Genomic DNA, 23,585 nt, shown 5'->3' with positions numbered 1-23,585 from the left:
GACGAATGGTTGTTTAGGGATTGCTTTTGGCGTTTCAGGGTATATTCGTATTCCTCCCTCCTTCTCTCTTGTATGCTGAACTATAGCCCAGATAAGTCCGCTACAGGGTGCCGAGGAGGAAGTTAGAGTGAAGAGAATTCGTGCAGCAGTAATGAGTGTTATGCTTATAACCATCCTTCAACCCATGAACCAGGCTTCAGCACAGCCCCTTAAGAATACGGCAACGGAGAAAGCCCGCAAGCTGGCATCGACGATTGTATCCGACTATGGAGTAACCGGCTTACAGTATGCCATTATGGACAGCGGAACCCTTGTATTATCCGGCAGCACAGGTGTCCGTGACCGGGCCAGCCAATCTCCCGTTACAAAGGATACCATGTTCGGCATCGGCTCGGTGAGCAAAATGTATGTAACGGCTGCAGTGATGATGCTGGCGGATGCGGGCAAAGTGGATATTGATCAGCCGCTTATCACTTATATCAAGGATTTCAGCATGGCAGATGAGAGGTATAAGGACATTACGCCGCGTATGCTGATGAATCACTCCTCAGGTCTTTACGGCAGTCATTATGCCAACAGCATCCTGTTCGATGACCATGACACCGGCAACCGGGATGAATTATTAATGAGGCTGCAATCGGAGCGCCTGAAGTCGAAGCCGGGTGAATATTCGGTGTATTGCAACGATGGATTCCAGCTGCTGGAGCTCCTGGTTGAACGGGTTAGCGGCTTAAGCTATACCGGATTTCTGGATCAGAAGATCAACCAGCCGCTGATTTTCGCCTCCACCCAAACGCCGCTCAGCACCTTTGACAGAGCACAATTAGCCAAAACCTATTACCCTGGAATACCACAGGCTTTGCCCGTGGAGAATACCAATGTCATTGGTGCCGGCGGGCTATACTCTACGGCTGAAGAGCTGGCTGCGTTCGGAGAAGTATTGACCGGGAGCCGGCCCGATGTGTTATCCGGGCAATCAGCCGCCGCCATGCAAAGCGCAGAATATAGAAAAGGCATCTGGGTACCAGAGGAAACCAACAGCGTGAACTATGGCCTGGGCTGGGATGCCGTCCGCCTGACCCCGTTCGATCAATATGGCATCCAGGCTTTGTCCAAAGGCGGGGATACCGTTATGTATCATGCTGCTCTGACTACACTGCCTGAACATCATATTTCGATGGCTGTCCTGTCCTCGAACGGAAATTCGCTGTATAACAGTGTTTTTGCCACCAACGTTCTATTGGCCTATCTGCAGGACACCGGCAAGACCGGCAAGCTGATCCCGAGCCCTGTCTTCGAACCTTCCATCAAGGTCAAGATGCCGGCGGACCAGCTTGCGTATGCCGGATTATACGGCACAGTGGGCACAACGCTGAAGGTGGAGATCAAGAATGGGGAGCTCTCGCTCCCCGCCCTCGAAGGGGGCGTTATCCCTCCACAAGCCTATGTGTATACAGGCCAAGGACAATTCACCAACAAGGATGGTACCGTGACGATAAGCTTTGAGAAACAGTCCAACGGACATATCTATTTTAAGCTGAAGGCCTATGTGGAACTGCCCGGCATTGGGTATACGTCTGTGGTCGCCTATGAATATCAGAAGCTGGACGCCAATCCTCTAGCGCCGGCCACCAGAGCTGCGTGGGAGACAAGAAACCATAAAAGCTACTACGGATTGGATGAAAAAATCAACTCCCTGCTCTATCTCACCCCTGAAGACCTAATCTATACTATCGCTGTTGACAGTAAGAACGGCTATGCCTCAGGCACCCGAATTGTGGATGAACATACCGCCGTCAATGTTGCTGAAATTCCGGCGATGAGCGGAAGAGATGCCTTCGATCTGAGCTTCCACACTGTGAACAAGCAAGAGTATCTGATGATAGACGGGCAGTCCTACCTCAGTGAAGATGCCATCCATCCGATCTACGGCGGAAATGCCTCGATCTGTACGATTGCGGATAGCGGTCATGCTGTATGGTTCAAGATTGATGCCAAATCGGCTGCTTCAGCCATGAGCGTAGAGGCTCCGGCCAGCGGAGGGGTTATCGTGTACGATGACCAAGGTGCGATGGTGTACTCCTCAATCGTGAATAAGGATACATCACCGGTAATCCTCCCGGAAGGCGGAACGATTGTGTTCGGCGGCAAGGCAGGAGACAGGTTCCAGATTCATCTGAACCCCTAACATAAAGGCTTGAACTAACAGATCTTGCAGCTACTCCTTGCTTCTGCCCAGGCGCTCCGTTACGATAAACAGGATGAAGGCCAGAATATAAGGAGACACATACATGACTGCATTCAAGCTGCTTGTGGATAAGCCTGTCACGCTGGAGATGACCGGCAAGTTTGTTGCCCCCTCTGCGGAGTGGATTCACCTGAGCCGGATTTTGCAGGACTATGAGCTTATCGTCATGACAGAAGGCGTGCTCTACCTCGCGGGGGACAACCAGCAATTCGTGGTCTCCAAAGGCGAATATCTGCTGCTCCCGCCGCTTACCAGACAATACGGAACCAAGTCCTCGGACTGTAGCTTCTATTGGCTGCATTTTCAAGCTGCGGGCAACGCTCAGACTACGGATCTCCCTCCGCAGACCTCCGGGCAGGAAGAATACGTAATCCATCTGCCCCAATACGGAACCCTGCGGAATGCGGAGAAGCTCATTGTGATGATGAAGCAGCTTCAGGATTCGGTCCGGAGCTATAATCAGACGGCGCTGAGCAACTATATGTCCACCGTCATTCTGTGCGAGCTGTACAACCAGACCCTGCATACCGGTGCCGATCCGTTCAAAAGAACGAAGCAGGAGCAGCTCTACCATGATATCGTGGACTACATCAAATGGAGCCGCAGCCAGCATATCAAGGTCTCCCAGATCGCCGCCTATTTCGGCTACAACGAGAAGTATCTCTCCCATCTGTTCACCGTAATCTCCGGGATCTCCCTGAAGCAGTATATTCTGCAGCAAAAGATGGAGCTGGCGAAATTCCTGCTGACCGACACCAATCAGAATGTCAGTGAAGTCTCGCAGCAGCTCGGCTATAAGGATTGCCATAATTTCATGAAATCGTTCAAAAAAATCGTCGGCCTCACCCCCACCGAGTTCCGCAATGCTTATGCCAAGCGTCTGCTGTTCTATGAGTGAGGGTTGTTCCTCCTCCCGCTTCCTCCGCAGCCTCCTTAGAGAGAGTACTTTTCTCTGAGAACGGCTGTGGAGATTTTTTTTGGAGCATAATGAACTTTTAGGGCTGCCAGGGACTCTTATCTATGAAAAGGGGTGAGAACATGAATATAAGCCGTCTTGTCAGAGCGGCCCAGCGAGGCAACAAAGAAGCATTATTAGAACTAATCCTAGCCGAACAGGACGCTTATTATCGCCTGGCCTATAGCTACATGAAGAATGAGCATGATGCGATGGATGTGATGGAAGACATGATTGTCACGCTGTATGAGAAGCTGGAGCAGTTGAAGAAGCGTGAAGCCTTCTACAGCTGGAGCAAGACCATTCTCGTCAACCGCTGCAAAGCGGTCCTCCGCTCACAGAACCGGTTCGTTGCCCTGGAGGAGGACGGGCCGCCGGAGCCTGCACTTGAGGCCTGGACTGCAGATAACCCCTATCGTTATACGGAGTCTGAACTGGACATGTCGCTGCTGCTCGCTCATCTGAATCCGCGGCAGCGGGAAGCGATTGAACTCCGCTACGTTCACGATCTGTCGTATCAGACGATTGCCGATATCACCGATGCACCGGTAGGCACCATCAAGTCGAGAATTTCGCAAGGGATACAGAAACTAAAAGCTATGATCGGAGGGGACCGTTATGAGAACGATCGAGGAGAGACTACAGGAGCATCAGCAGACCAGGACGCCATCAGAACTTGAGGGCAGACTGCGTAAGGCACTGGAGCAGGCACCTGCCAGACAGCCAAGATCACGGATTAGAAGAGCAAGAACATGGGTCGCCGCTTCGGCTGCCGCACTCCTGCTGACTGTAGGCGTGTATCAATATCCTGCCTTAGCTTATTACGGCGGGAAGCTGTTCAGTCAAAGCGAGCTGAATACTGTGAATTTCGCTCAAGTGGTTAAGGAGGGTTACGGACAAGCGGTCAACCAGAGCAAGACACTTAAGGACGGGACTATCTTCGCTATCAAAGCTGTGATTGCAGACGACAATAACCTGCTGATGCATTACAGTATACAGCGCCCGCCAGGCTTGGTGTTTGATGAGACGGGCTTCTCCAATTACTCCTTCAATAATATTAAAGGCTTGTTTACTGACTCTGATCCTACCGGAGGCGGCGGAGATTACAGCCCGGACAAGACCCGGTTCGAGGGTGTATACAAATTTGAGCCGGTCAGCCCTTTTTCCAAAAAATTGACCGTGAATCTCAATGCAAAGCTGACAAGCGGAGAAATAGTCCATTTCCCTATCTCCTTCAAATATGACCCGAACCTTGCCATGAAAAGCCTGCTCGTTGCGGATATTGACCAGGCTGTGCCGGTGGACGAAGGGAAAGTCTTCTATGATTCCATAACAGCCTCACCCACCTCAACCATCGTAAAGGGACATTACGAAATGGATAATGGGGAGGTTCCGAGATTCCCGGCGGCAACCAAGCTTTATGTGAATGGGACTGAAGTGAATAGGTGGTCGATGCGGGGTACGAATTTCAACAAAAAGGGATTCCCGGAATTTATAATTGAATACGATGTGCTCCCGACAGACAAGCTGCAAAGCGTTGAGCTGGTGCTAGATAATTTCATGGGATATCAGACCGTAGAGCAGCCCGTCTCCCTGGCCTCACCCTCGGACCGCTCCGTTCCGGTCGGCAACGAGAAGCTGTGGATTCGCAGTGTCACCAAGACTGCTGACGGCTATGATATCGTGATCGCCGGGAAGCAGTTCACGATGCTGGACAAGGACACTCTGGCTGTTCGTGCCGGAGGAGCAACCGTTCCCGTCACAACTATATCCGATTCCCGTCCATGGGACCTCAAGAACGGTAACATCCTGTGGGAACGTACGTATTCCTTCCAGACCATGGAGCCACCGCAGTTCCTGCTGATGGATGGCTTCGACTATATTAAGTTCTACAGACAAACTGTTCCGGTTCCAGTAGGGGATGCGAAGCACTAGCTCTATTGAAGATATGAAGCACTGGCCCAATTGATGATATGAAGCACTAGCCCAGAAATAATGTGCCGCAGTCCCGCCGCTTACGCATAGCTGTGGGTATATAGGCAGGGGACGCTGAAGAGTTAACCGCCAGCATTTTAGCTCATTCTGTTCTGTATAGGCAGGTTTGCAAATGTTGTACGTTTTGCAGCTTAGGATGATAGATAGTGTGCACTTTAGAGAATTGTTGCAGGAAATGCATGAATAGTCCCGCCATGCGGCTTAATGTCGCAGGAATGCTGACTTTCGTACAACAATTTCTGATTAGCGACCATATCACGAAGGGAAGGTTGCATTTTGTGCAGCAATCCTCCATACAGCATAAAGAATCCCGCTCCCCTGATAGGGTTGCGGGATCTTCGCCGTTTTCGGCGGGTCGGTTCACGGCGGGTACTGTCGGTCACGGGGAGACACTGTAGGGTTCACAGAGGGCTACTAGTAGAGCATCAGAATTTATACAGTAGATTGAATCAGTAAGATCGAACCACCTACTATTGTGTTCGGTTTTTCGCTTACATTGACCCGATTACCTTCGCGCCAGCATAATGTGCACGGTTTTTCTGTGAAAATACGTCTGGCACTGCGATAAACGCACGGCCTACGCAGCGCTCCCAGTCCAATTGTGTTCGATTTTTCGATTACATTCGGCCTACGTGGCGCTCCCAGTCCCATTGTGTTCGGTTTTTCGATTACATTCGGCCTACGTGGCGCTCCCAGTCCCATTGTGTTCGGTTTTTCGTTTACATTCGGCCTACGTGGCGCTCACAGTCCAATTGTGTTCGGTTTAATACGAAAATAAAAGTATCGGAAAATGCGCCGCAGACTGGATTTTGACAAAAAAAGACCCACCGCCCCAAAATTACGTTTCGTTTTTTTTGAAAAAGGGGAGACTATTGGATAGGATTTAATTGCACGCTATATCCTAACTGCTGGATATATTGCACGTACCGATCCAACGGGTTTTTCTTGGACGTCTCATCGCCTAGTGAGACGTCTATTTCTTGGTATAACCTTTTCTCCCGCATCAGGGCATGGAGGATTCGAATCAACAAATGTGCGGTGGCGACGTTTGCTTTTTTATCTCCTCGTCTCTTACGTATTCGTCGAAAGAATTGGCCGATCCGGTTCGAGGAGCGAGAGTTCGCCCAAGCCGCCTGACACAAGGCCCCTTTCAGATGCTTGTTCCCTTGCATCGTTTTTGACTTTTTTCGCTTTCCAGCGCTTTCGTTGTTCCCTGGACACACCCCCGCCCATGATGCAAACTGCGCATCACTCGGGAACATTTCCGCGACATGCGGCCCCACTTCTGCAAAGATGGTCACGGCAGATGTCCGCTCAATTCCTGGAATGGAGTCAATTTGTTCAATCCTCTCCAGGTAGGGTTCTGCCTTCGCCTCGATTCGAGCTTCCAGTTCCGTGATCCGTTTCTCCAAATAGACCAAGTGGTCCCAGTGGTCTCGAATCATCTCCCGATGATGACGGCGCAACTTGCCATTGAGCGCGTCTAGCAACTGCGGAACTTTCTTTTTTAAACGGGTTTTGACCAGGTTTTTAACGGTCACTTCGTCTACGACCTCGCCGTCCATGATCTTCTGGAGCAGGCCCCGTCCTGAAACCCCATATAGATCGGACATAAAGGTGGTTAGCTTGATGTTGGCATCCTGCAGGATTTTGTGAATGCGGTTTTTCTCCGCCGTCACCGCCTGCACCATCTTACTCCGGTAACGGGTCAAATCTCGCAAATCCCGGATGTCCTGTTCTGGCACCATACTGCCTTCAATGAGCCCGCAACGGTGCAATTGCGCTAACCAGCGCGCATCTTGCATGTCACTTTTTCGACCCGGCATATTCTTTACCCGCTGGGCGTTGGCCAAGACAAGATCACAACTGCCCTCTAAGATGTTCCATACCGGTTTCCAAAACACGCCGGTACTCTCCATCACCACTTCCCGGCAGCCGTGTTCACTCAGCCAATCTTGCAGGCCTAACAATTCTCGGGTTGTCGTCCCAAAGGTTTTCATGTGACATTGCGGTTTCTGTTCGATCGGTCCTTTTAACACGCAGGCCACAACGGTTTCCTGGTGCACGTCCAGACCGGCGCAACACATACGTACAGCATCCATTCCAATCATCCTCCATCGTCAGCTTACAAATCATGCGCTCGAGTGAGTGTAATTTAATACACGTACTTTTTGGGGGGTTACAATAGGCGATGCTCGAAAAGCGCAATAGAACGGTTTTTCGCACGGGGTGTATCCCAGTAACCGCGTCCGCCCTTTGATTTGTATATGTAGTGTTGACGACTACAGCATCTTTTAGAATGGATGCGACGGATGCCACCCACTTATTTTCATTCCTGGGGGTGACAAGGCCTCTGTCTTGTCATGCCTGTTTTTCGATTACATTTGGCCTACGCGGTGCACCCAGTCCAATTGTGTTCGGTTTAATACGAAAATAAAAGTATCGGAAAATGCGCCGCAGACTGGATTTTGACAAAAAAAGACCCACCGCCCCAAAAATAACGTTTCGTTTTTTTTGAAAAAGGGGAGACTATTGGATAGGATTTAATTGCACGCTATATCCTAACTGCTGGATATATTGCACGTACCGATCCAACGGGTTTTTCTTGGACGTCTCATCGCCTAGTGAGACGTCTATTTCTTGGTATAACCTTTTCTCCCGCATCAGGGCATGGAGGATTCGAATCAACAAATGTGCGGTGGCGACGTTTGCTTTTTTATCTCCCCGTCTCTTACGTATTCGTCGAAAGAATTGGCCGATCCGGTTCGAGGAGCGAGAGTTCGCCCAAGCCGCCTGACACAAGGCCCCTTTCAGATGCTTGTTCCCTTGCATCGTTTTTGACTTTTTTCGCTTTCCAGCGCTTTCGTTGTTCCCTGGACACACCCCCGCCCATGAAGCAAACTGCGCATCGCTCGGGAACATTTCCGCGACATGCGGCCCCACTTCTGCAAAGATGGTCACGGCAGATGTCCGCTCAATTCCTGGAATGGAGTCAATTTGTTCAATCCTCTCCAGGTAGGGTTCTGCCTTCGCCTCGATTCGAGCTTCCAGTTCCGTGATCCGTTTCTCCAAATAGACCAAGTGGTCCCAGTGGTCTCGAATCATCTCCCGATGATGACGGCGCAACTTGCCATTGAGCGCGTCTAGCAACTGCGGAACTTTCTTTTTTAAACGGGTTTTGACCAGGTTTTTGACGGTCACTTCGTCTACGACCTCGCCGTCCATGATCTTCTGGAGCAGGCCCCGTCCCGAAACCCCATATAGATCGGACATAAAGGTGGTTAGCTTGATGTTGGCATCCTGCAGGATTTTGTGAATGCGGTTTTTCTCCGCCGTCACCGCCTGCACCATCTTACTCCGGTAACGGGTCAAATCTCGCAAATCCCGGATGTCCTGTTCTGGCACCATACTGCCTTCAATGAGCCCGCAACGGTGCAATTGCGCTAACCAGCGCGCATCTTGCATGTCACTTTTTCGACCCGGCATATTCTTTACCCGCTGGGCGTTGGCCAAGACAAGATCACAACTGCCCTCTAAGATGTTCCATACCGGTTTCCAAAACACGCCGGTACTCTCCATCACCACTTCAAGGCAGCCGTGTTCATTCAGCCAATCTTGTAGGCCTAGCAATTCTTTGGTTGTCGTCCCAAAGGTTTTCAGGTGAGATTGTGGTTTCTGTTCGATCGGTCCTTTCAACACGCAGGCCACAACGGTTTCCTGGTGCACGTCTAGACCCGCGCAACACATACGTACAGCATCCATTCCAACCATCCTCCATCGTCAACTTACAAATCATGCGCTCGAGTGAGTGTAATTTAATACACGTACTTTTTGGGGGGTTACAATAGGCGATGCTCGAAAAGCGCAATAGAACGGTTTTTCGCACGGGGTGTATCCCAGTAACCGCGTCCGCCCTTTGATTTGTATATGTAGTGTTGACGACTACAGCATCTTTTAGAATGGATGCGACGGATGCCACCCACTTATTTTCATTCCTGGGGGTGACAAGGCCTCTGTCTTGTCATGCCTGTTTTTCGCATACATCTGGCCCAATGACTTCACTTTTATAGTCCTTCAGGCCTCATCGCGCCCACTCACCTTTTTAAATCTGACGCTGTACTAGTCGGGCTCGAGCGTCATAGCGCCGGAGCATGTGACCCGGCACGCTGCATCCCGCTCTCTTTCCCCCAGGTCTGTACTCCCCCCGCCAGCCTACTCCCCGCCGTCCTTCACCGGCACCCCGAAATCAGGAGTCCCGTCCCCGTTCCACCGCAGGCGCTGGGCACGGGTGTGGCGGTTCGGGTCATAGAGCGGATCTCCGGTAATTTCCTTATAACTCCGGGCATGGTAGATCAGCACATCCTCACCGTTCTCATCTACCGTGAAGCTGTTATGTCCCGGACCGTATTGCCCGTTCTCTTCACTGGTCTTGAAGACCGGCTCAGGATGCTTGGTCCAGGAGGCCGCGTCCAGCAGATCACTGTCCTCCGATGCGGTGAGCAGCCCCATACAATAATTGTGGTCGGTAGCGCTTGCCGAGAAGCTCATGAAGATCCGGCCGTTCCGCTTCAACACCGCAGCGCCTTCATTCACCTTGAAGCCGATAATCTCCCACGGATACTCCGGGGTAGAGATCATCGTCTGCGGACCCTTCAGCGTCCAGCCGTTCTCCATGGCTGAGATATAGAGGTTGGAGTTCCCGTCGATACCGGGGTCTTTTTGCGCCCATACATAATATTGTACTCCCTTATGTTCAAACGAGGTCGCATCCAGTGCAAAGGATTCCCAGGCCGTTCTCACCTGCCCCTTCTCCACCCACTCGCCCTCCAGCGGATTCGCCGAAGTATTCTCCAGGGCGAACATGCGGTGGTCGAACAGCCCCTCCTTCGTTTCCGTGGTCCGGGCCGCCGCGAAGTAAATATACCATTTACCGTCGATGTAATGAATTTCGGGAGCCCAGATGTTGGCGCTGAGCGGGCCGCTCTCGTATTTGCGCCAGGCGACTACCGGCTGTGCTTCCCGAAGCCCCTCAATCGTTAACGCTCTGCGTACTTCAATCCGGTCATATTCCGGCACAGAAGCAGTGTAATAGTAATAACCGTCTGAGTGCTTGTATACCCAAGGGTCTGCACGCTGTTCTACTAGGGGGTTATTGTACTCTCTATTTGTATTCATTATGGTTTCTCCTTTGGTCTTATATCTGTTATCCCTTTACGCCCGAGATGGCTACAGATTCAATAATTTGCTTCTGGAATACCAGGAAGATGATCAGCATCGGCAGCAGGGCAATAATCGAAGCTGCCATAATTAGCGGATAGTCCGTCTGGATCGCATAGGTTGCATTGAAGTTGGCGATTACCAGCTGAAGGGTCTGCTTCTCCGGTGAATTCAGGTAGATAATCGGAGACAGGTAGTCATTCCAGATTCCCATGAACCACAGGATCAGCTGTGCAGCTACTGCCGGTTTGATCAGCGGGAAGGTGATCGAGCTGTACAGGCGGAAATACGAGCTTCCGTCGATTTTGGCCGCTTCAATAATAGCATTCGGCACACTGCTCAGGTACTGCCGCAGGAAGAAGATCATCACGATATTCCCGAACAGGCCCGGAACGATCAGCGGCAGCAGGGTGTCAATCCAGCCCAGCTTGGAGAACATGAAGAATTGCGGAATCATGACCGCCGGATACGGGATCATCAGCGAAGACAGCATCAGCAGGAAGATCTTGTTTTTACCGGGAAACCGCAATTTGGAAAAGGAAAACGCCGCCAGACTGGAGGTGAATGTCCCTACAATCGTTACTGTCACTGCGATAATCAAGCTGTTCCTGATCCCGCTCAGCAGCGGACCCGCCTCCCAAATCTCACTGTATTTATCGAAATGGAACGGATTCGGAATCCACACCGGAGGCAGGGCAAACACATCCTGCTTATCCTTGAATGAGGTGGACAGCATCCAGAGCAGCGGGCCGATCATGAACACCGCGCCTATGGATAGTAGGACAAATATAATGGTATGGGTAACTCTTCTTCTGCTCGTCATAGTTATGGTCTCCTCCCTCTTCAGTTAATCGACATCGAACGATTGCTTCTCGTTCATTCGGAATTGGATAAGAGTCACGACAAATATGAACACGCCGAGGAATACCGCCATTGCGGAAGCATAACCCATCTGGAAATTGCCGAACGCCTTCTGCCAAATGTAGAATACTACGGATGCCGAAGCATATTCCGGACCGCCTGTCGGGGTCATGATGTTCATCTCGGTGAAGATTTGTGATCCTCCAATAATATTGGTAACGATGATGAAAAAGGTTACCGGACGCACCATCGGCCAGGTAATATGCCGGAAGGACTGGAAGCCGTTCGCCCCATCCAGCTCTGCCGCTTCATAATAGGAGCGGGAGACACTTTGCAGCGCCGCCAAATAGAGCAGCATCGTATAGCCGAGTCCCTTCCATACCGCCATAATAATCAGCGCAGGCTTGACCGTATATTTATTCGCCATCCAGTTCGGTCCGCTGATGCCGAACAGATCGAGGAACTGGTTGACGAGACCATAGTCACCGTTATAGGCCCAGTTCCACATGATGGATACTGCTGCCAGTGAAGAAATAACCGGAACATAATAGATCACCCGGAAGGCCGTTGTCCCGGGCACCCCCCGGTTAAGGCCCAGGGCGAGCAGTAGTGCCAGCGTGATGCCGATAGGAATGCCCAGCATCATGAACAAGGTATTGAATAAGGCTTTGTGGAACAGCTCATCTGACCAAAGATCCGCGAAATTGCTCAGCCCGATCACATTCATCTGTCCGAGTCCATCCCAATCCGTAAATGAGCCATAGATGGAGTAAATCATCGGGTATAGTGTAAAAATCAACAATCCCAGCAGCGGAGGCAGGATAAACAGAAATCCGTAGATTTTCTCCTTGCGGTAGAGATTGGACTTAGCATTCATAAGAATCACCTCAAATTCGGATAGTTCAGCAACAAAGTGATGCCGGTCCGCTGTTACAGGAGACCAAACATCACTTTAATGCTGGATAAGTACTATGTGATAGCGCTTATTTCTTGGATTTCGCCTCTTGCTCTACCGCTTTGTCCAGCAGCTTCTGCATCTTCGGCTGTTCCGATTTCACATACTCTTCCGGGGTAACTTTGCCGTCAAGGACCGGCTGGATGTCGGTGTAGAACAGGTTATACCATTCCGCATTGTACGTATAATGGCCAGGCAGCACGCGTCCGTACTCATTCACTACCTGCAGGAATTCTTCTTTGTTAGCCGGTTTGGTGCTTGTATCTGCGGCCCATTCTGTAGCCATGTCAATCAGGTTAGGAATTTGCACTTTTGCCTTCACAAGCGCTTCCATCCCGTCCTTGGAGGCGGTCAGATAGTTGATCAGCTCTACGGCCTCGTCCGGGTGTTTGGTTTTGGCAGAAGCACCGATCCCGAGTGAGCCGGTCCATGTAGCCGATTTGCCGGTGGAGCCTGCAGGATACGGAATCAGATCATAGTCGAACGGCAGAGTCTCATAAGTGCTCATATCCCACGGGCCTACAGGGAAGAAGGCCATTTCGCCTTTCATCCAGCGCTGGTAGGTATCCAGAGTCTGCGCTTGTTCCGTGGATGGTGTAATCCCGTATTTAAGCTGCATGTCGGTGAAGAATTGCAGGGCTTCGATGAACTTCGGATCATCAATGGTGACCTTGGTCTTGGTAGCATCCAGCCAGTCCGCGCCGTTGCTCCAGACTAAGGAAGGCAATGCCCACTGCACGTTGAAGCCTGCGCCGAATTGGTCCAGCTTGCCGTCCCCGTCTTTATCAATGGTCAGCTGCTGGGCGACTTTGATGAATTCATCCCAGGTATACGGTTTGTCTTTGTCCGGCAGAGGTACACCCGCAGCTTCGAACATGGTCTTGTTATAGCCGAGTGCGAATGGGCCTACGTCCTTGGGCATTCCGTACAGATTGCCTTGTCCGGCCATGGTGCCGTCATAACGGTACAGATCCACGCCATATTTCCAGATGTTGTTCAAGTCGATGTTAGGATTATTCTCTACATGGCTGGTAAGGTCGAGCAGTACGCCGCTGTTCACATAGGCCTTCAAGTCACCGGATTCAAAATAGAAGACATCCGGCACGCTGTTGCCTGTAATGGAGGCCTTCAGCTTGGTAGCATATTGATCTGCCGCAGTCACGACAATCTTCACCTTGACGTTCGGATGGTCGGCTTCAAATTTCTTCACAACGCCTTCATAGGCCTTCTGCTCGTCAGTTCCCCCGCGGAACATGAAGGTAAGATTCTTGGTCTCCTTGGAATCCTTCTTCCCGGCATTTGCCGTGGCTTCACCTCCGCTATTGCCTCCGGACGATGTTTTGTTGTTCCCGCCGCAGCCTGTAAGTACAACCGATACCATCAGAACCAACGACAGCAGTGTGAACCAGCCCTTTTTCTTTAACACTGTAACCCCTCCTAGGATTTGCTCAACCATTAGAATGTACATGCTATATAGAAGAACCAAGAAACCCCGCTGAGGCCTGTTAGTTCAAGCTACCGCTTTCAAGCAATATATTTCACACTTTAATTGAATGATTGAAAAACAATTGAATGTATTCGCTTACAGGTATAAAATAGCATATATAAAGAACCCTGTAAACATAAAAGTATAAATCTATTTAAACATATACAAACTAAATGTAGAATATATTCTTATTTCTGAAAAAAATCATTGATTATTGACCTTTTTACACAATATTAATTTATATTATTATAAAGTAAATAGTCCTTATACTATATTTTTAGCTTAAATTTAATCGAATTCTACAAATAAAGGCTGAATGCTTTCCTTTTAGGATTGATTAGTTTATAATTTTGTAAAATAGTTTATTTTCTAATGACCTCACTGGAAGAAGGTACCCTAAATATGATTTATATCAAAGATCTGATGAGCGGGATTGATATCTTCAAGGCGCTCAGCTCCGAGATCCGCATCCAGATTCTTGAGCTGCTGGCGACCAATCAGGCCCTTAATCTCAACGAAATTGCCAAGAAGCTGAATCTCAGCAATGGGGCTATTACGATGCATATCAAGAAGCTGGAGGAGAGCGGCTTAATCGAGATTAATACCGCAGTAGGCAAGCACGGAATTCAGAAGGTCTGCTACCTGAACAAGGATAAGCTTATGGTGGATCTGCGGAGCAAGGATGTTGACAATCTGTACGAGGTCGAGATTCAGGTAGGCCATTACAGCAATTATCAGGCGGTTCCCACCTGCGGACTGGCCACCAAGGACAGCATCATCGGCGACTTCGACGAGCCGCGTTATTTCGCCGATCCCCAGCGGATTGATTCCGAGATTATCTGGATGGCGGAAGGCTTCCTGGAGTACCGTATCCCTAACTATCTCAAAGCCAACCAGACCTTCCGGGAGATTCAGTTCTCCATGGAGATTGGCTCCGAGGCTCCAGGATTCAACGACAATTATCCTTCTGATCTGTACTTCTATGTGAACGGAATCGAGATCGGCTTCTGGACCAGCCCCGGGGACTTCGGCGATGCGCGCGGCACCTTCAATCCCGACTGGTGGCCTCCCCACCTTAACCAGTATGGAATGCTGAAGCTGATCCGGATCAATAAGGAGGGCAGCTTCATTGACGGCTGCCGGATCTCCGACATTACCCTTGACGACATCAAGCTGGATTACAAAAGCGAGCTGACCTTCCGCATTGCCGTCACCGACAAACCGGTGAACAAGCGCGGCTTGACGATCTACGGCAAGCATTTCGGCAATTACAGCCAGGATCTGCTGGCGCGCGTGCTCTACAATGTACATGAGGTTGAAGATCCGGCCGGCCGTGTGACCACGGCGGGGGCGGCAGATTGACCGGTTAGGACTGGCAGCAGATTGACCGGTTAGGATTGTCAGCCGCTTCCCTGCCGCCGCTGACATAAACTCGAAGTATAATTATCCCTTCTGTAACCCACACTAACGAATGTCTTTCAAACTACCGTGAGGGAGTGTTTCGAATGCGTGAAGGGATGATACCCGCCGTACTGGGGACCGTTGTAACTGCTTCGAGTGCAGCTTTTCTGGGGAGCAGATATAAGATCGCTGCAACTGGCATTCTTGGATTTGGTCTGGCGCATATTGTACTCGGCACCATCGACTTGTTCGAACACAGGTAAGCAGCTTGGAAGATGGCCGGTCCGTATCTTTCAGATACGGGCTGGTTTGCTATGTCTTAAGCCGAAGCGGCTATACATCTCGTGCCTGCTTACGCGGTGCACTCGGTCCCATTGTGTTCGGTTTTTCGATTACATTTGGCCTACGTGGCGCTCACAGTCCCATTGTGTTCGGTTTTTCGATTACATTCAGACTACGCGGTGCCCCCGGTCCCATTGTGTTCGGTTTAATACGAAAATAAAAGTATCGGAAAATGCGCCGCAGACTGGATTTTGACAAAAAAAGACCCACCGCCCCAAAAATAACGTTTCGTTTTTTTTGAAAAAGGGGAGACTATTGGATAGGATTTAATTGCACGCTATATCCTAACTGCTGGATATATTGCACGTACCGATCCAACGGGTTTTTCTTGGACGTCTCATCGCCTAGTGAGACGTCTATTTCTTGGTATAACCTTTTCTCCCGCATCAGGGCATGGAGGATTCGAATCAACAAATGTGCGGTGGCGACGTTTGCTTTTTTATCTCCCCGTCTCTTACGTATTCGTCGAAAGAATTGGCCGATCCGGTTCGAGGAGCGAGAGTTCGCCCAAGCCGCCTGACACAAGGCCCCTTTCAGATGCTTGTTCCCTTGCATCGTTTTTGACTTTTTTCGCTTTCCAGCGCTTTCGTTGTTCCCTGGACACACCCCCGCCCATGAAGCAAACTGCGCATCGCTCGGGAACATTTCCGCGACATGCGGCCCCACTTCTGCAAAGATGGTCACGGCAGATGTCCGCTCAATTCCTGGAATGGAGTCAATTTGTTCAATCCTCTCCAGGTAGGGTTCTGCCTTCGCCTCGATTCGAGCTTCCAGTTCCGTGATCCGTTTCTCCAAATAGACCAAGTGGTCCCAGTGGTCTCGAATCATCTCCCGATGATGACGGCGCAACTTGCCATTGAGCGCGTCTAGCAACTGCGGAACTTTCTTTTTTAAACGGGTTTTGACCAGGTTTTTGACGGTCACTTCGTCTACGACCTCGCCGTCCATGATCTTCTGGAGCAGGCCCCGTCCCGAAACCCCATATAGATCGGACATAAAGGTGGTTAGCTTGATGTTGGCATCCTGCAGGATTTTGTGAATGCGGTTTTTCTCCGCCGTCACCGCCTGCACCATCTTACTCCGGTAACGGGTCAAATCTCGCAAATCCCGGATGTCCTGTTCTGGCACCATACTGCCTTCAATGAGCCCGCAACGGTGCAATTGCGCTAACCAGCGCGCATCTTGCATGTCACTTTTTCGACCCGGCATATTCTTTACCCGCTGGGCGTTGGCCAAGACAAGATCACAACTGCCCTCTAAGATGTTCCATACCGGTTTCCAAAACACGCCGGTACTCTCCATCACCACTTCAAGGCAGCCGTGTTCATTCAGCCAATCTTGTAGGCCTAGCAATTCTTTGGTTGTCGTCCCAAAGGTTTTCAGGTGAGATTGTGGTTTCTGTTCGATCGGTCCTTTCAACACGCAGGCCACAACGGTTTCCTGGTGCACGTCTAGACCCGCGCAACACATACGTACAGCATCCATTCCAACCATCCTCCATCGTCAACTTACAAATCATGCGCTCGAGTGAGTGTAATTTAATACACGTACTTTTTGGGGGGTTACAATAGGCGATGCTCGAAAAGCGCAATAGAACGGTTTTTCGCACGGGGTGTATCCCAGTAACCGCGTCCGCCCTTTGATTTGTATATGTAGTGTTGACGACTACAGCATCTTTTAGAATGGATGCGACGGATGCCACCCACTTATTTTCATTCCTGGGGGTGACAAGGCCTCTGTCTTGTCATGCCTGTTTTTCGATTACATTTGGCCTACGTGGCGCTCACAGTCCCATTGTGTTCGGTTTTTCGATTACATTTGGCCTACCCGTTTTCGCATACATTTCAGGCTGATCGTGCACAGTTCAAAGAACGAATAAGGCCCTCACCCCACCCGGGTAAGGACCTCCATAAAACCTAAACCATATTTAGCTCTTCATTTCACAGCTACATAGAACAAACGTTGCGAGGAATCATCTGCAGGGGTCCACTCGAAGTCCGCATAGACCGACACCCCGCTGAAGCCCGCCTTCAGCAGCTCCTGCTTCATCCACTCCGGGTCATAGGCACGCTGGGTATGGGTCTCTTCGAACCGGCGGTACACATCCCGGCTGCCCTCTTCACGGGCGAAGATGGATAGATGATGCTCAATCTCACGGCGCGGCTCATCCAGCTCACAGGTCCAGATATAGGATACATTAGGCTCATCCAGTACAAAAGGCTGCTCTTCCTCATAACGGATCAGCGTATTCGGATGATGAACATCGAATAAGAAGGTGCCGCCCGGCTTCAGTCCGGCATACGTACTGGAGAATACCTCCGTAATGTCCTGCTCTTCCAGCACATAATTCAGGCAATCACAGAAGGAGATGACGGAATCCACCAGCTCGGGCAATTCCCATTCCTTCATGTTCTGTCTGACCCAGAGTACACTCCCCTCCCGCAAAAAACGCCGTCCCTGCGGCTGCTGCTCCAGCTTGCGCTGGGCTACTGCCAGCATGTCCGAAGAGAGATCGATCCCCGTCATGTGATAGCCTGCCGCAGCCAGCGGAATAGTCAGGCTGCCGGTACCGCAGCCGAGTTCGGCTACCGTACGCGGCTTGCCGTACTTACTCCATGCCGTCTCGGCAAAGGTCAGCCACTCCGGGTACGGCATATCCGCCATAAGCTCATCGTATACATAAGCAAATTTGCCATAGGAAGACACTGCTACACCGCTTTCTCTATACTATTGGTTGTCATCCGATTCCGGCTCGGAGGATTCCTCTTCACGTGTGGCCAGATAGGTCCAGTTCTCCTTCTGGACAACCAGGCCTTCCTTCATCAGCTTGCCCAGCGCACGCTTGAACGCAGACTTGCTGATCCCGAAGCGCTGCTTGATGATATCCGGCGGTGTAGCATCCGAATAAGGCATTCCGCCGCCCGGCCGGGAAGCCAGGAAATCAAGCAATGCCGCTGAATCCACATCACGGCCCACTTCCTTGCGGTGGCCCATGCTGAGGTTGACGCGCCCGTCCTCACGGATATGCGCTACACGCGCTTCAATCACTTCGCCCAGACGCAGCAGGCGGCTGCGCTCGGAGGAGTGAACCATGCCGATAATGCCGAAGCCCAGCACACCGGCGTCTACAAGCACGAAGGTGCCCATCTGCAGCGGCTTATACACCCGGGCAGATACCGTCTGCCCCTGCCAGGACTCCGGTGCAGGCAGCGCCAGCGGCGCAAGCTCCTGCTCTCCGGCCAGCTTGGCCCGAAGACGGCCCTGCTTGTCATGCTCCATGATCGCGAAGACCTTGTCTCCAATCTGCGGACGCAGCTCCACCAGTTCAGGAAGCTCGCCGAGCGGCAGCAACAGCTGCCGTCCCAGTCCCATCTCCAGGAAGCAGCCCAGACGCGGATGAATATCGGCCACTTCAAGCAGCGCCATCTCGCCCAGCGTCAGGTAAGGCTTTTTCATAGTAGCGGCAGGACGGTCCTCGGTATCAAAGAAGATGAATACCTCCACCTGGTCGCCGATCTTCGGTTTGCTGCCCACAAGCTCCGTATAGTGAAGCATGATATCCTGGTCGCCCGCGCTCAGAAAGTATCCGTAAGGGGATACCTCCCGCATCACTTCAAGCGTAACCGTAGTTCCAGCAATCAGACTCATACCGTCTCCACGACCTTGGCATCGGACCACAGACGCTCAATATTGTAATATTCGCGTTCATCGCGGTGGAAGACATGGACAATGACATCGCCAAGGTCCATCAGAACCCAGCGAGCCGCGTCCATTCCCTCGATGCCCTTGATCATACCGCCTGCTTCATGGACTACCTTGCGTACCTCAGTGGCAATCGCCTGAACCTGGGTATCGGAATTACCGTGGCAGATGATGAAATAATCACTGATCGGCGACACATTGCGCAGATCCAGGGCCACCACGTTCATTGCTTTTTTATCTTGAACGGCGTTCAGAGCCAGTTCCAGAAGCTTGTTAGATTGTACACTCATCGTTTATCCTCCAATATTCTTACTAAATCGTTGCGCGCCAGCACCGTAAGCGGGAACACGATCCGGCGTCTCTCCAGCAGCAGGCTGATGGTGGAATCCAGTCCTGCAATAAGCCCTTCCTCCAGACTGACTTTAGCCAGCCTGCGTATCTCATCCACACCGGGGAAGTCCCGTCCAGGCTCGATATAATCGGCCAGACAGACGATCCGCTCCAGCAGGCTCATGTTCTCCCGGCCCGAGGTATGGTAACGGATGGCATCCAGTACCTCAGCATCCTTAATTCCATAATCATGCTCAGCGGCAAAAGCGCCCACCTCGGCATGCCATAGCTGCTTATCGTATTTCAAAAGCCCGGTGTTCAGCCCGTTCTGCTCAATAATCTCACGCATCTGTTCTACAGGCCAGTACTTGGCGACATCGTGCAGAATCGCCGCCGTCTCGGCCCGCTCAGGATCAGCGCCATAGCGCTGTGCCAGCTTCACAGAGGCTTCCATCACACCGAGGGTATGCTTCCAGCGTTTGTCCGGCATCTGGCCGGATACCTCTTCAATCAGCGCTTCACGGCTGTACTCCATACAATCCACTCCTTTGAACATATTCATACACAGCGTCAGGCACCATGTAGCGGATGGATTTCCCTTCGGCGGCCCGGGCCCGGAGCATCGTGGAGGAGATATCCACCAGCGGCATATCCGCAAGCTGTACCCGGCCCGCAATGAAGGCGGGCAGCAGCCCAAGATCGAGCGGAGTCCCCGGACGTCCGACACCGATGAACGTCAGCCGCTTCACCAGCTCTTCGATCCCCTGCCACTTAGGCAGATACTGAACCATATCCGCACCCACTATGAAAAAGAATTCATGCTGCGGATATTCCTCCTGCAGACTGATTACCGTCTCCAGTGTGTAGGATACCCCGCCTCTGACTACTTCCCAATCGAGAATGCCGAAGGAGGGATGGTCCTTCACTGCTTCCTCCACCATGGCCAGCCTCTCCTCGCCGGTTGCCCCGGCCTCATGCTTATGAGGCGGAATATGCGAAGGCATGAACCAGACCTCCTGCAGACCGTAGCTCTCCCGCGCCGTCTCAGCCGCCATCATATGGCCGATATGCAGAGGATCGAAGGTTCCTCCCATTATTCCTACTTTCAAGAGGCCAACCTCCTATCTTGGAAGCTCAATCGTCTTGTTATCGCGTGATTCCTTGTACAGAACGATAGTCTTGCCGATTACCTGAACAAGCTCCGAACCGGATTGCTCGGCAAGCGCGGCACCAATTTCCTTAGGGTCATCAGCGTTGTTATTCAGTATGCTGATCTTCATCAGCTCGCGTTTCTCAATAGCTTCTTCAATGTGACGGATCAGATGATCGTTTACGCCGCCTTTGCCCACCTGAAATACTGCATCCAGATGATGAGCCAAAGAACGGAGATAGCGTTTTTGTTTGCCAGTTAACATAAATGTGAAAACTCCTTAATTAACATATATTATTACCGTTTTGCTTCAAAATCATTTGCCCGGCGTTACGCCGAGGCAATCCACAATGGTCTGCCGCATAATATCAGCGGGGGCTTCCATTCCTGTCCAGTATTCCAGTGCATAGGCACCTTGGTACACGAACATTCCCAGCCCGCCGTGAATCCTGCAGCCCCGCTTCAGGCTCTCCGTTAGCAGCCGGGTATGCAGCGGATTGTAGATCAGATCACTTACAATCATCCCTTCATGCAGCCAGGCCGGGTCGATCGGCATATCCTCCATATGCGGATACATGCCTACCGAGGTCGTATTGATCACGATATCCATGCCGCCGATGACAGAGGGTACTGCATCCATTCCCGTTCCGGCTACAGCTCCCCTGCCCGCGAAGCTGTCTGCCAGCTGCTGAGCCCTGTCCTGATTGCGGTTGACAATCAGGACGGAAGCCGGCTGCTCCTTCAGCAGTGCCGAGACAATGCCTCTGGCCGCACCCCCGGCTCCAATCACCAGGATGCGGGTACCGGACAGCTCCGGCGCAGCCTCTGCCTTCAGCGAACGGACATATCCGATTCCGTCCGTATTGAACCCGGTTAATATCCCCTTGTCATTAACAATGGTATTAACTGCGCCCACATCCACGGCGCTTGCATCCAGCCGGTCCAGATACTCCATTACCGCAACCTTGTGCGGGATCGTTACATTCACCCCGCGGAAGCCAAGGGTCCGTATGGCCTGCACGGCCTCTCCCAGCTTGTCCGGAGTAATATGCAGCGGCACATAAGCGCCTGAGAGACCCAGTGCCTGAAGTGCAGCACCGTGCATAAGCGGGGATTTGGACTGGGCAATCGGATCACCCATTACGCCCAGCAGGAGTTCCCCGGGAAGGCGGTTATCCTGTACGTTCCTGCCAATGTCAGTCATATCGTCGCCCTCCTTAGATCAGCGAAGGACGGGTAAGTACCTTCACGCCGCGCGGAACATGTATGGCGATTACCGCACCCGCAGTGCCGTTCACCTTGATCCAGCCCAGCCCGGAGATGAACAGGTCTGTCTCGCTGTTCCTGGCTATCCGGAATTCGTGCCGCTGCCACTGCGGCAGCTTGTCCATATCAGCCGTTCCCGGCGGAGACAACAGCTCGCCCCGGTGGTCCTGATACAAGGAATCTGCACGCTCCAGCTTCGTACGGTGAATCTTCAGCGTACTGCTGATGAAGCAGGTGAAGGATTGGCGTTCCCCCTGGATGAAGTCGAATCGTCCCAGTCCGCCGAAGAACAGCGACTGGCCTTCATTCAGCTGGTATACCGCCGGTTTGAGCGGATTCTCCGGCATTACAGCGCCGAGATCCTTGCGCTCAACCATCTCACTGTACCGCCAAGGGTACACAATACCCGGAGTATCAATGATATAATGGCCGTCATCCAGCGGAATCTTGACCATGTCCAGGGTCGTGCCCGGATAACGGGAGGTCGTCAGCTCCTCTTCCAGGTCGCTGTAATCGGAGATCAGGCGGTTAATCAGCGAGGACTTGCCCACATTGGTCGCCCCGACGACATAGACATCACGTTGTCCGCGCAGCTCGGTTACGGCCTCCAGCAGACGGTCGAAGCCCTGGTTGCGCTTCGCGCTGACCAGGACAATCTCTGCTGTGCGCAGCCCCTCTTCCTTGCAGCGTTGCTGCATCCAGTTGCGCAGCCTGTTCCAATTGGTCACCTTCGGCAGCAGATCGCTTTTGTTAACCGCCAGAATGACCTGGTTATTGCCGACAAACCGCTGCAGCCCGGATATCAGACTGCCCTCAAAATCAAAAATATCAACAATATGGATCACCAGCGCGTTCTTCTCGCCGACGCCGCTGAGCAGCTTCAGGAATTCGTCCTGGTCGACCGATACGGAAGAAGCTTCATTGTAGTTCTTAATCCGGAAGCAGCGCTGGCAGATCACCGGCTCCCGTTCAAATGCGACCTCCGGGATATAGCCGGGAAGCTCCTTGTCCACACTCTGGAGCTTGATGCCGCAGCCGCTGCATTTCACAGGCCGTTTCGTTTCGTCGTTCAATTCACTCATTAAGATTTATCCTCCTCTTGCCACAATCCTTGCTTCCGCAATCGTGTCAGGGCAATCTGCTCCACTCTGCGGTTGATTCTTGTTCCAATCCCTTCATCCTTGACGGAGATCGGCATCACGAGTACCGTGTACAGTCCCAGCCGGTTACCGCCGTAGACATCTGTAAGCATCTGGTCGCCGACAACAATCGTCTGCTCCGGCCCCAGCTCCATCAGCTTCATGGCTCTCAGGAACGGGGAATTGCTCGGCTTGCGGGCCTGATGCACAAATTCAATATTCAGCGGGGTGGCAAAACGCGACACCCGGTCCATATTGTTGTTGGATACGATGACAAGCTTGAAGCCAAGCTCCTTCACCTTCGCGAACCAGAGCAGCAGCTCAGGGGTAGCGAGGGGCGCCTTGGCGCCGACCAGCGTATTATCCAAATCCGTGATAATCCCACGGTATCCTTGCCGGTACAGCTCTTCCAGCGAAATATCGAATACGGTATTTACCCGGAGTTTGGGAACTAACCTTTCAAACAATTCATTCACCTCTTTTTCATACAGGAAACTTGTTGCCCGGTTCTATTTCGGCTGCTGAAACCCCGGGTCCG

General features: G+C 51.8%; 22 protein-coding genes. 6 read left to right on the top strand and 16 right to left on the bottom strand.

The window, feature by feature from the left end; all coding sequences use genetic code 11:
- Nucleotides 1-127: 127 nt before the first annotated feature.
- From KDC22_RS08065 to KDC22_RS08050, 4 genes are all read left to right on the top strand, one after another.
- Nucleotides 128-2,188: a serine hydrolase domain-containing protein gene (locus KDC22_RS08065; protein ID WP_425517004.1), complete on the top strand. Its 2,061-nt coding sequence runs from the start codon at nt 128-130 to the stop codon at nt 2,186-2,188.
- Nucleotides 2,189-2,291: 103 nt separating this feature from the next.
- A complete protein-coding gene (locus KDC22_RS08060) occupies nt 2,292-3,146 on the top strand; it encodes an AraC family transcriptional regulator (RefSeq protein ID WP_211722663.1) in 855 nt (284 codons plus the stop codon).
- 140 nt (nt 3,147-3,286) lie between these two features.
- Nucleotides 3,287-3,883, top strand: a complete 597-nt coding sequence (locus KDC22_RS08055; RefSeq protein ID WP_173140929.1) for an RNA polymerase sigma factor — start codon at nt 3,287-3,289, stop codon at nt 3,881-3,883.
- Complete coding sequence (locus KDC22_RS08050; RefSeq protein ID WP_211722662.1) at nt 3,822-5,138, top strand: DUF4179 domain-containing protein; 1,317 nt, start codon at nt 3,822-3,824, stop codon at nt 5,136-5,138. The genes KDC22_RS08055 and KDC22_RS08050 overlap by 62 nt, the downstream gene beginning before the upstream one ends.
- Before the next feature lie 929 nt (nt 5,139-6,067).
- Here KDC22_RS08050 and KDC22_RS08045 read toward each other — a convergent pair.
- From KDC22_RS08045 to KDC22_RS08020, 6 genes are all read right to left on the bottom strand, one after another.
- A complete protein-coding gene (locus KDC22_RS08045) occupies nt 6,068-7,300 on the bottom strand; it encodes an IS110 family RNA-guided transposase (RefSeq protein WP_211721312.1) in 1,233 nt (410 codons plus the stop codon).
- Between the two features lie 427 nt (nt 7,301-7,727).
- On the bottom strand, nt 7,728-8,960 hold the full coding sequence (locus KDC22_RS08040) for an IS110 family RNA-guided transposase (protein WP_211722660.1): 1,233 nt from the start codon (nt 8,958-8,960) through the stop codon (nt 7,728-7,730).
- Nucleotides 8,961-9,410: 450 nt separating this feature from the next.
- Nucleotides 9,411-10,373: a glycoside hydrolase family 43 protein gene (locus KDC22_RS08035; protein WP_211722661.1), complete on the bottom strand. Its 963-nt coding sequence runs from the start codon at nt 10,371-10,373 to the stop codon at nt 9,411-9,413.
- Nucleotides 10,374-10,401: 28 nt separating this feature from the next.
- The gene (locus KDC22_RS08030) at nt 10,402-11,238 is read right to left on the bottom strand and encodes a carbohydrate ABC transporter permease (RefSeq protein WP_425517003.1); all 837 of its coding nucleotides are present in this window, start codon (nt 11,236-11,238) and stop codon (nt 10,402-10,404) included.
- Between the two features lie 24 nt (nt 11,239-11,262).
- Complete coding sequence (locus tag KDC22_RS08025; protein ID WP_173140935.1) at nt 11,263-12,153, bottom strand: carbohydrate ABC transporter permease; 891 nt, start codon at nt 12,151-12,153, stop codon at nt 11,263-11,265.
- 106 nt (nt 12,154-12,259) lie between these two features.
- Nucleotides 12,260-13,657, bottom strand: a complete 1,398-nt coding sequence (locus tag KDC22_RS08020; RefSeq protein WP_173140938.1) for an ABC transporter substrate-binding protein — start codon at nt 13,655-13,657, stop codon at nt 12,260-12,262.
- 462 nt (nt 13,658-14,119) lie between these two features.
- On the opposite strand from KDC22_RS08020, the gene KDC22_RS08015 reads away from it, so the two are divergent.
- Nucleotides 14,120-15,079 (top strand): ArsR/SmtB family transcription factor, encoded by a 960-nt coding sequence (locus KDC22_RS08015; protein WP_173140940.1) that lies wholly within the window; start codon nt 14,120-14,122, stop codon nt 15,077-15,079.
- Nucleotides 15,080-15,222: 143 nt separating this feature from the next.
- Nucleotides 15,223-15,381: a hypothetical protein gene (locus KDC22_RS08010; RefSeq protein ID WP_036725695.1), complete on the top strand. Its 159-nt coding sequence runs from the start codon at nt 15,223-15,225 to the stop codon at nt 15,379-15,381.
- 331 nt (nt 15,382-15,712) lie between these two features.
- On the opposite strand, the gene KDC22_RS08005 is transcribed toward KDC22_RS08010, so the two are convergent.
- The 10 genes from KDC22_RS08005 to KDC22_RS07960 all read right to left on the bottom strand — a co-directional run bounded on the left by KDC22_RS08005 (nt 15,713) and on the right by KDC22_RS07960 (nt 23,514).
- On the bottom strand, nt 15,713-16,945 hold the full coding sequence (locus KDC22_RS08005; RefSeq protein WP_211722660.1) for an IS110 family RNA-guided transposase: 1,233 nt from the start codon (nt 16,943-16,945) through the stop codon (nt 15,713-15,715).
- A gap of 450 nt (nt 16,946-17,395) precedes the next feature.
- Nucleotides 17,396-18,166 carry a class I SAM-dependent DNA methyltransferase gene (locus tag KDC22_RS08000; protein ID WP_211722659.1) on the bottom strand — a complete coding sequence of 257 codons (771 nt, stop codon included), beginning with the start codon at nt 18,164-18,166 and terminating at the stop codon, nt 17,396-17,398.
- Nucleotides 18,167-18,187: 21 nt separating this feature from the next.
- A complete protein-coding gene (locus KDC22_RS07995) occupies nt 18,188-19,108 on the bottom strand; it encodes a CvfB family protein (RefSeq protein ID WP_211722658.1) in 921 nt (306 codons plus the stop codon).
- A complete protein-coding gene (gene rsfS / locus KDC22_RS07990) occupies nt 19,105-19,452 on the bottom strand; it encodes a ribosome silencing factor (RefSeq protein ID WP_173131331.1) in 348 nt (115 codons plus the stop codon). The genes KDC22_RS07995 and rsfS overlap by 4 nt, the downstream gene beginning before the upstream one ends.
- Nucleotides 19,449-20,027, bottom strand: coding sequence for a bis(5'-nucleosyl)-tetraphosphatase (symmetrical) YqeK (gene yqeK / locus KDC22_RS07985; protein WP_211722657.1), 579 nt, complete (start codon nt 20,025-20,027; stop codon nt 19,449-19,451). The genes rsfS and yqeK overlap by 4 nt, the downstream gene beginning before the upstream one ends.
- The gene (locus KDC22_RS07980) at nt 20,011-20,601 is read right to left on the bottom strand and encodes a nicotinate-nucleotide adenylyltransferase (protein ID WP_211722656.1); all 591 of its coding nucleotides are present in this window, start codon (nt 20,599-20,601) and stop codon (nt 20,011-20,013) included. The genes yqeK and KDC22_RS07980 overlap by 17 nt, the downstream gene beginning before the upstream one ends.
- A gap of 12 nt (nt 20,602-20,613) precedes the next feature.
- Nucleotides 20,614-20,907: a ribosome assembly RNA-binding protein YhbY gene (gene yhbY, locus KDC22_RS07975; RefSeq protein WP_173131315.1), complete on the bottom strand. Its 294-nt coding sequence runs from the start codon at nt 20,905-20,907 to the stop codon at nt 20,614-20,616.
- Between the two features lie 51 nt (nt 20,908-20,958).
- Entirely contained in the window at nt 20,959-21,846 is an 888-nt protein-coding gene (gene aroE, locus KDC22_RS07970; protein ID WP_211722655.1) for a shikimate dehydrogenase, read from the bottom strand.
- 13 nt (nt 21,847-21,859) lie between these two features.
- Nucleotides 21,860-22,990, bottom strand: coding sequence for a ribosome biogenesis GTPase YqeH (gene yqeH, locus KDC22_RS07965; protein ID WP_211722654.1), 1,131 nt, complete (start codon nt 22,988-22,990; stop codon nt 21,860-21,862).
- Nucleotides 22,990-23,514, bottom strand: coding sequence for a YqeG family HAD IIIA-type phosphatase (locus KDC22_RS07960; protein ID WP_173131290.1), 525 nt, complete (start codon nt 23,512-23,514; stop codon nt 22,990-22,992). The genes yqeH and KDC22_RS07960 overlap by 1 nt, the downstream gene beginning before the upstream one ends.
- Between the last annotated feature and the right edge of the window lie 71 nt (nt 23,515-23,585).

Source organism: Paenibacillus tritici, assembly GCF_018207515.1.
In the GTDB taxonomy this organism is placed as follows: domain Bacteria; phylum Bacillota; class Bacilli; order Paenibacillales; family Paenibacillaceae; genus Paenibacillus_AQ; species Paenibacillus_AQ tritici.
This window is presented reverse-complemented; position numbering and strand designations above follow the sequence as displayed.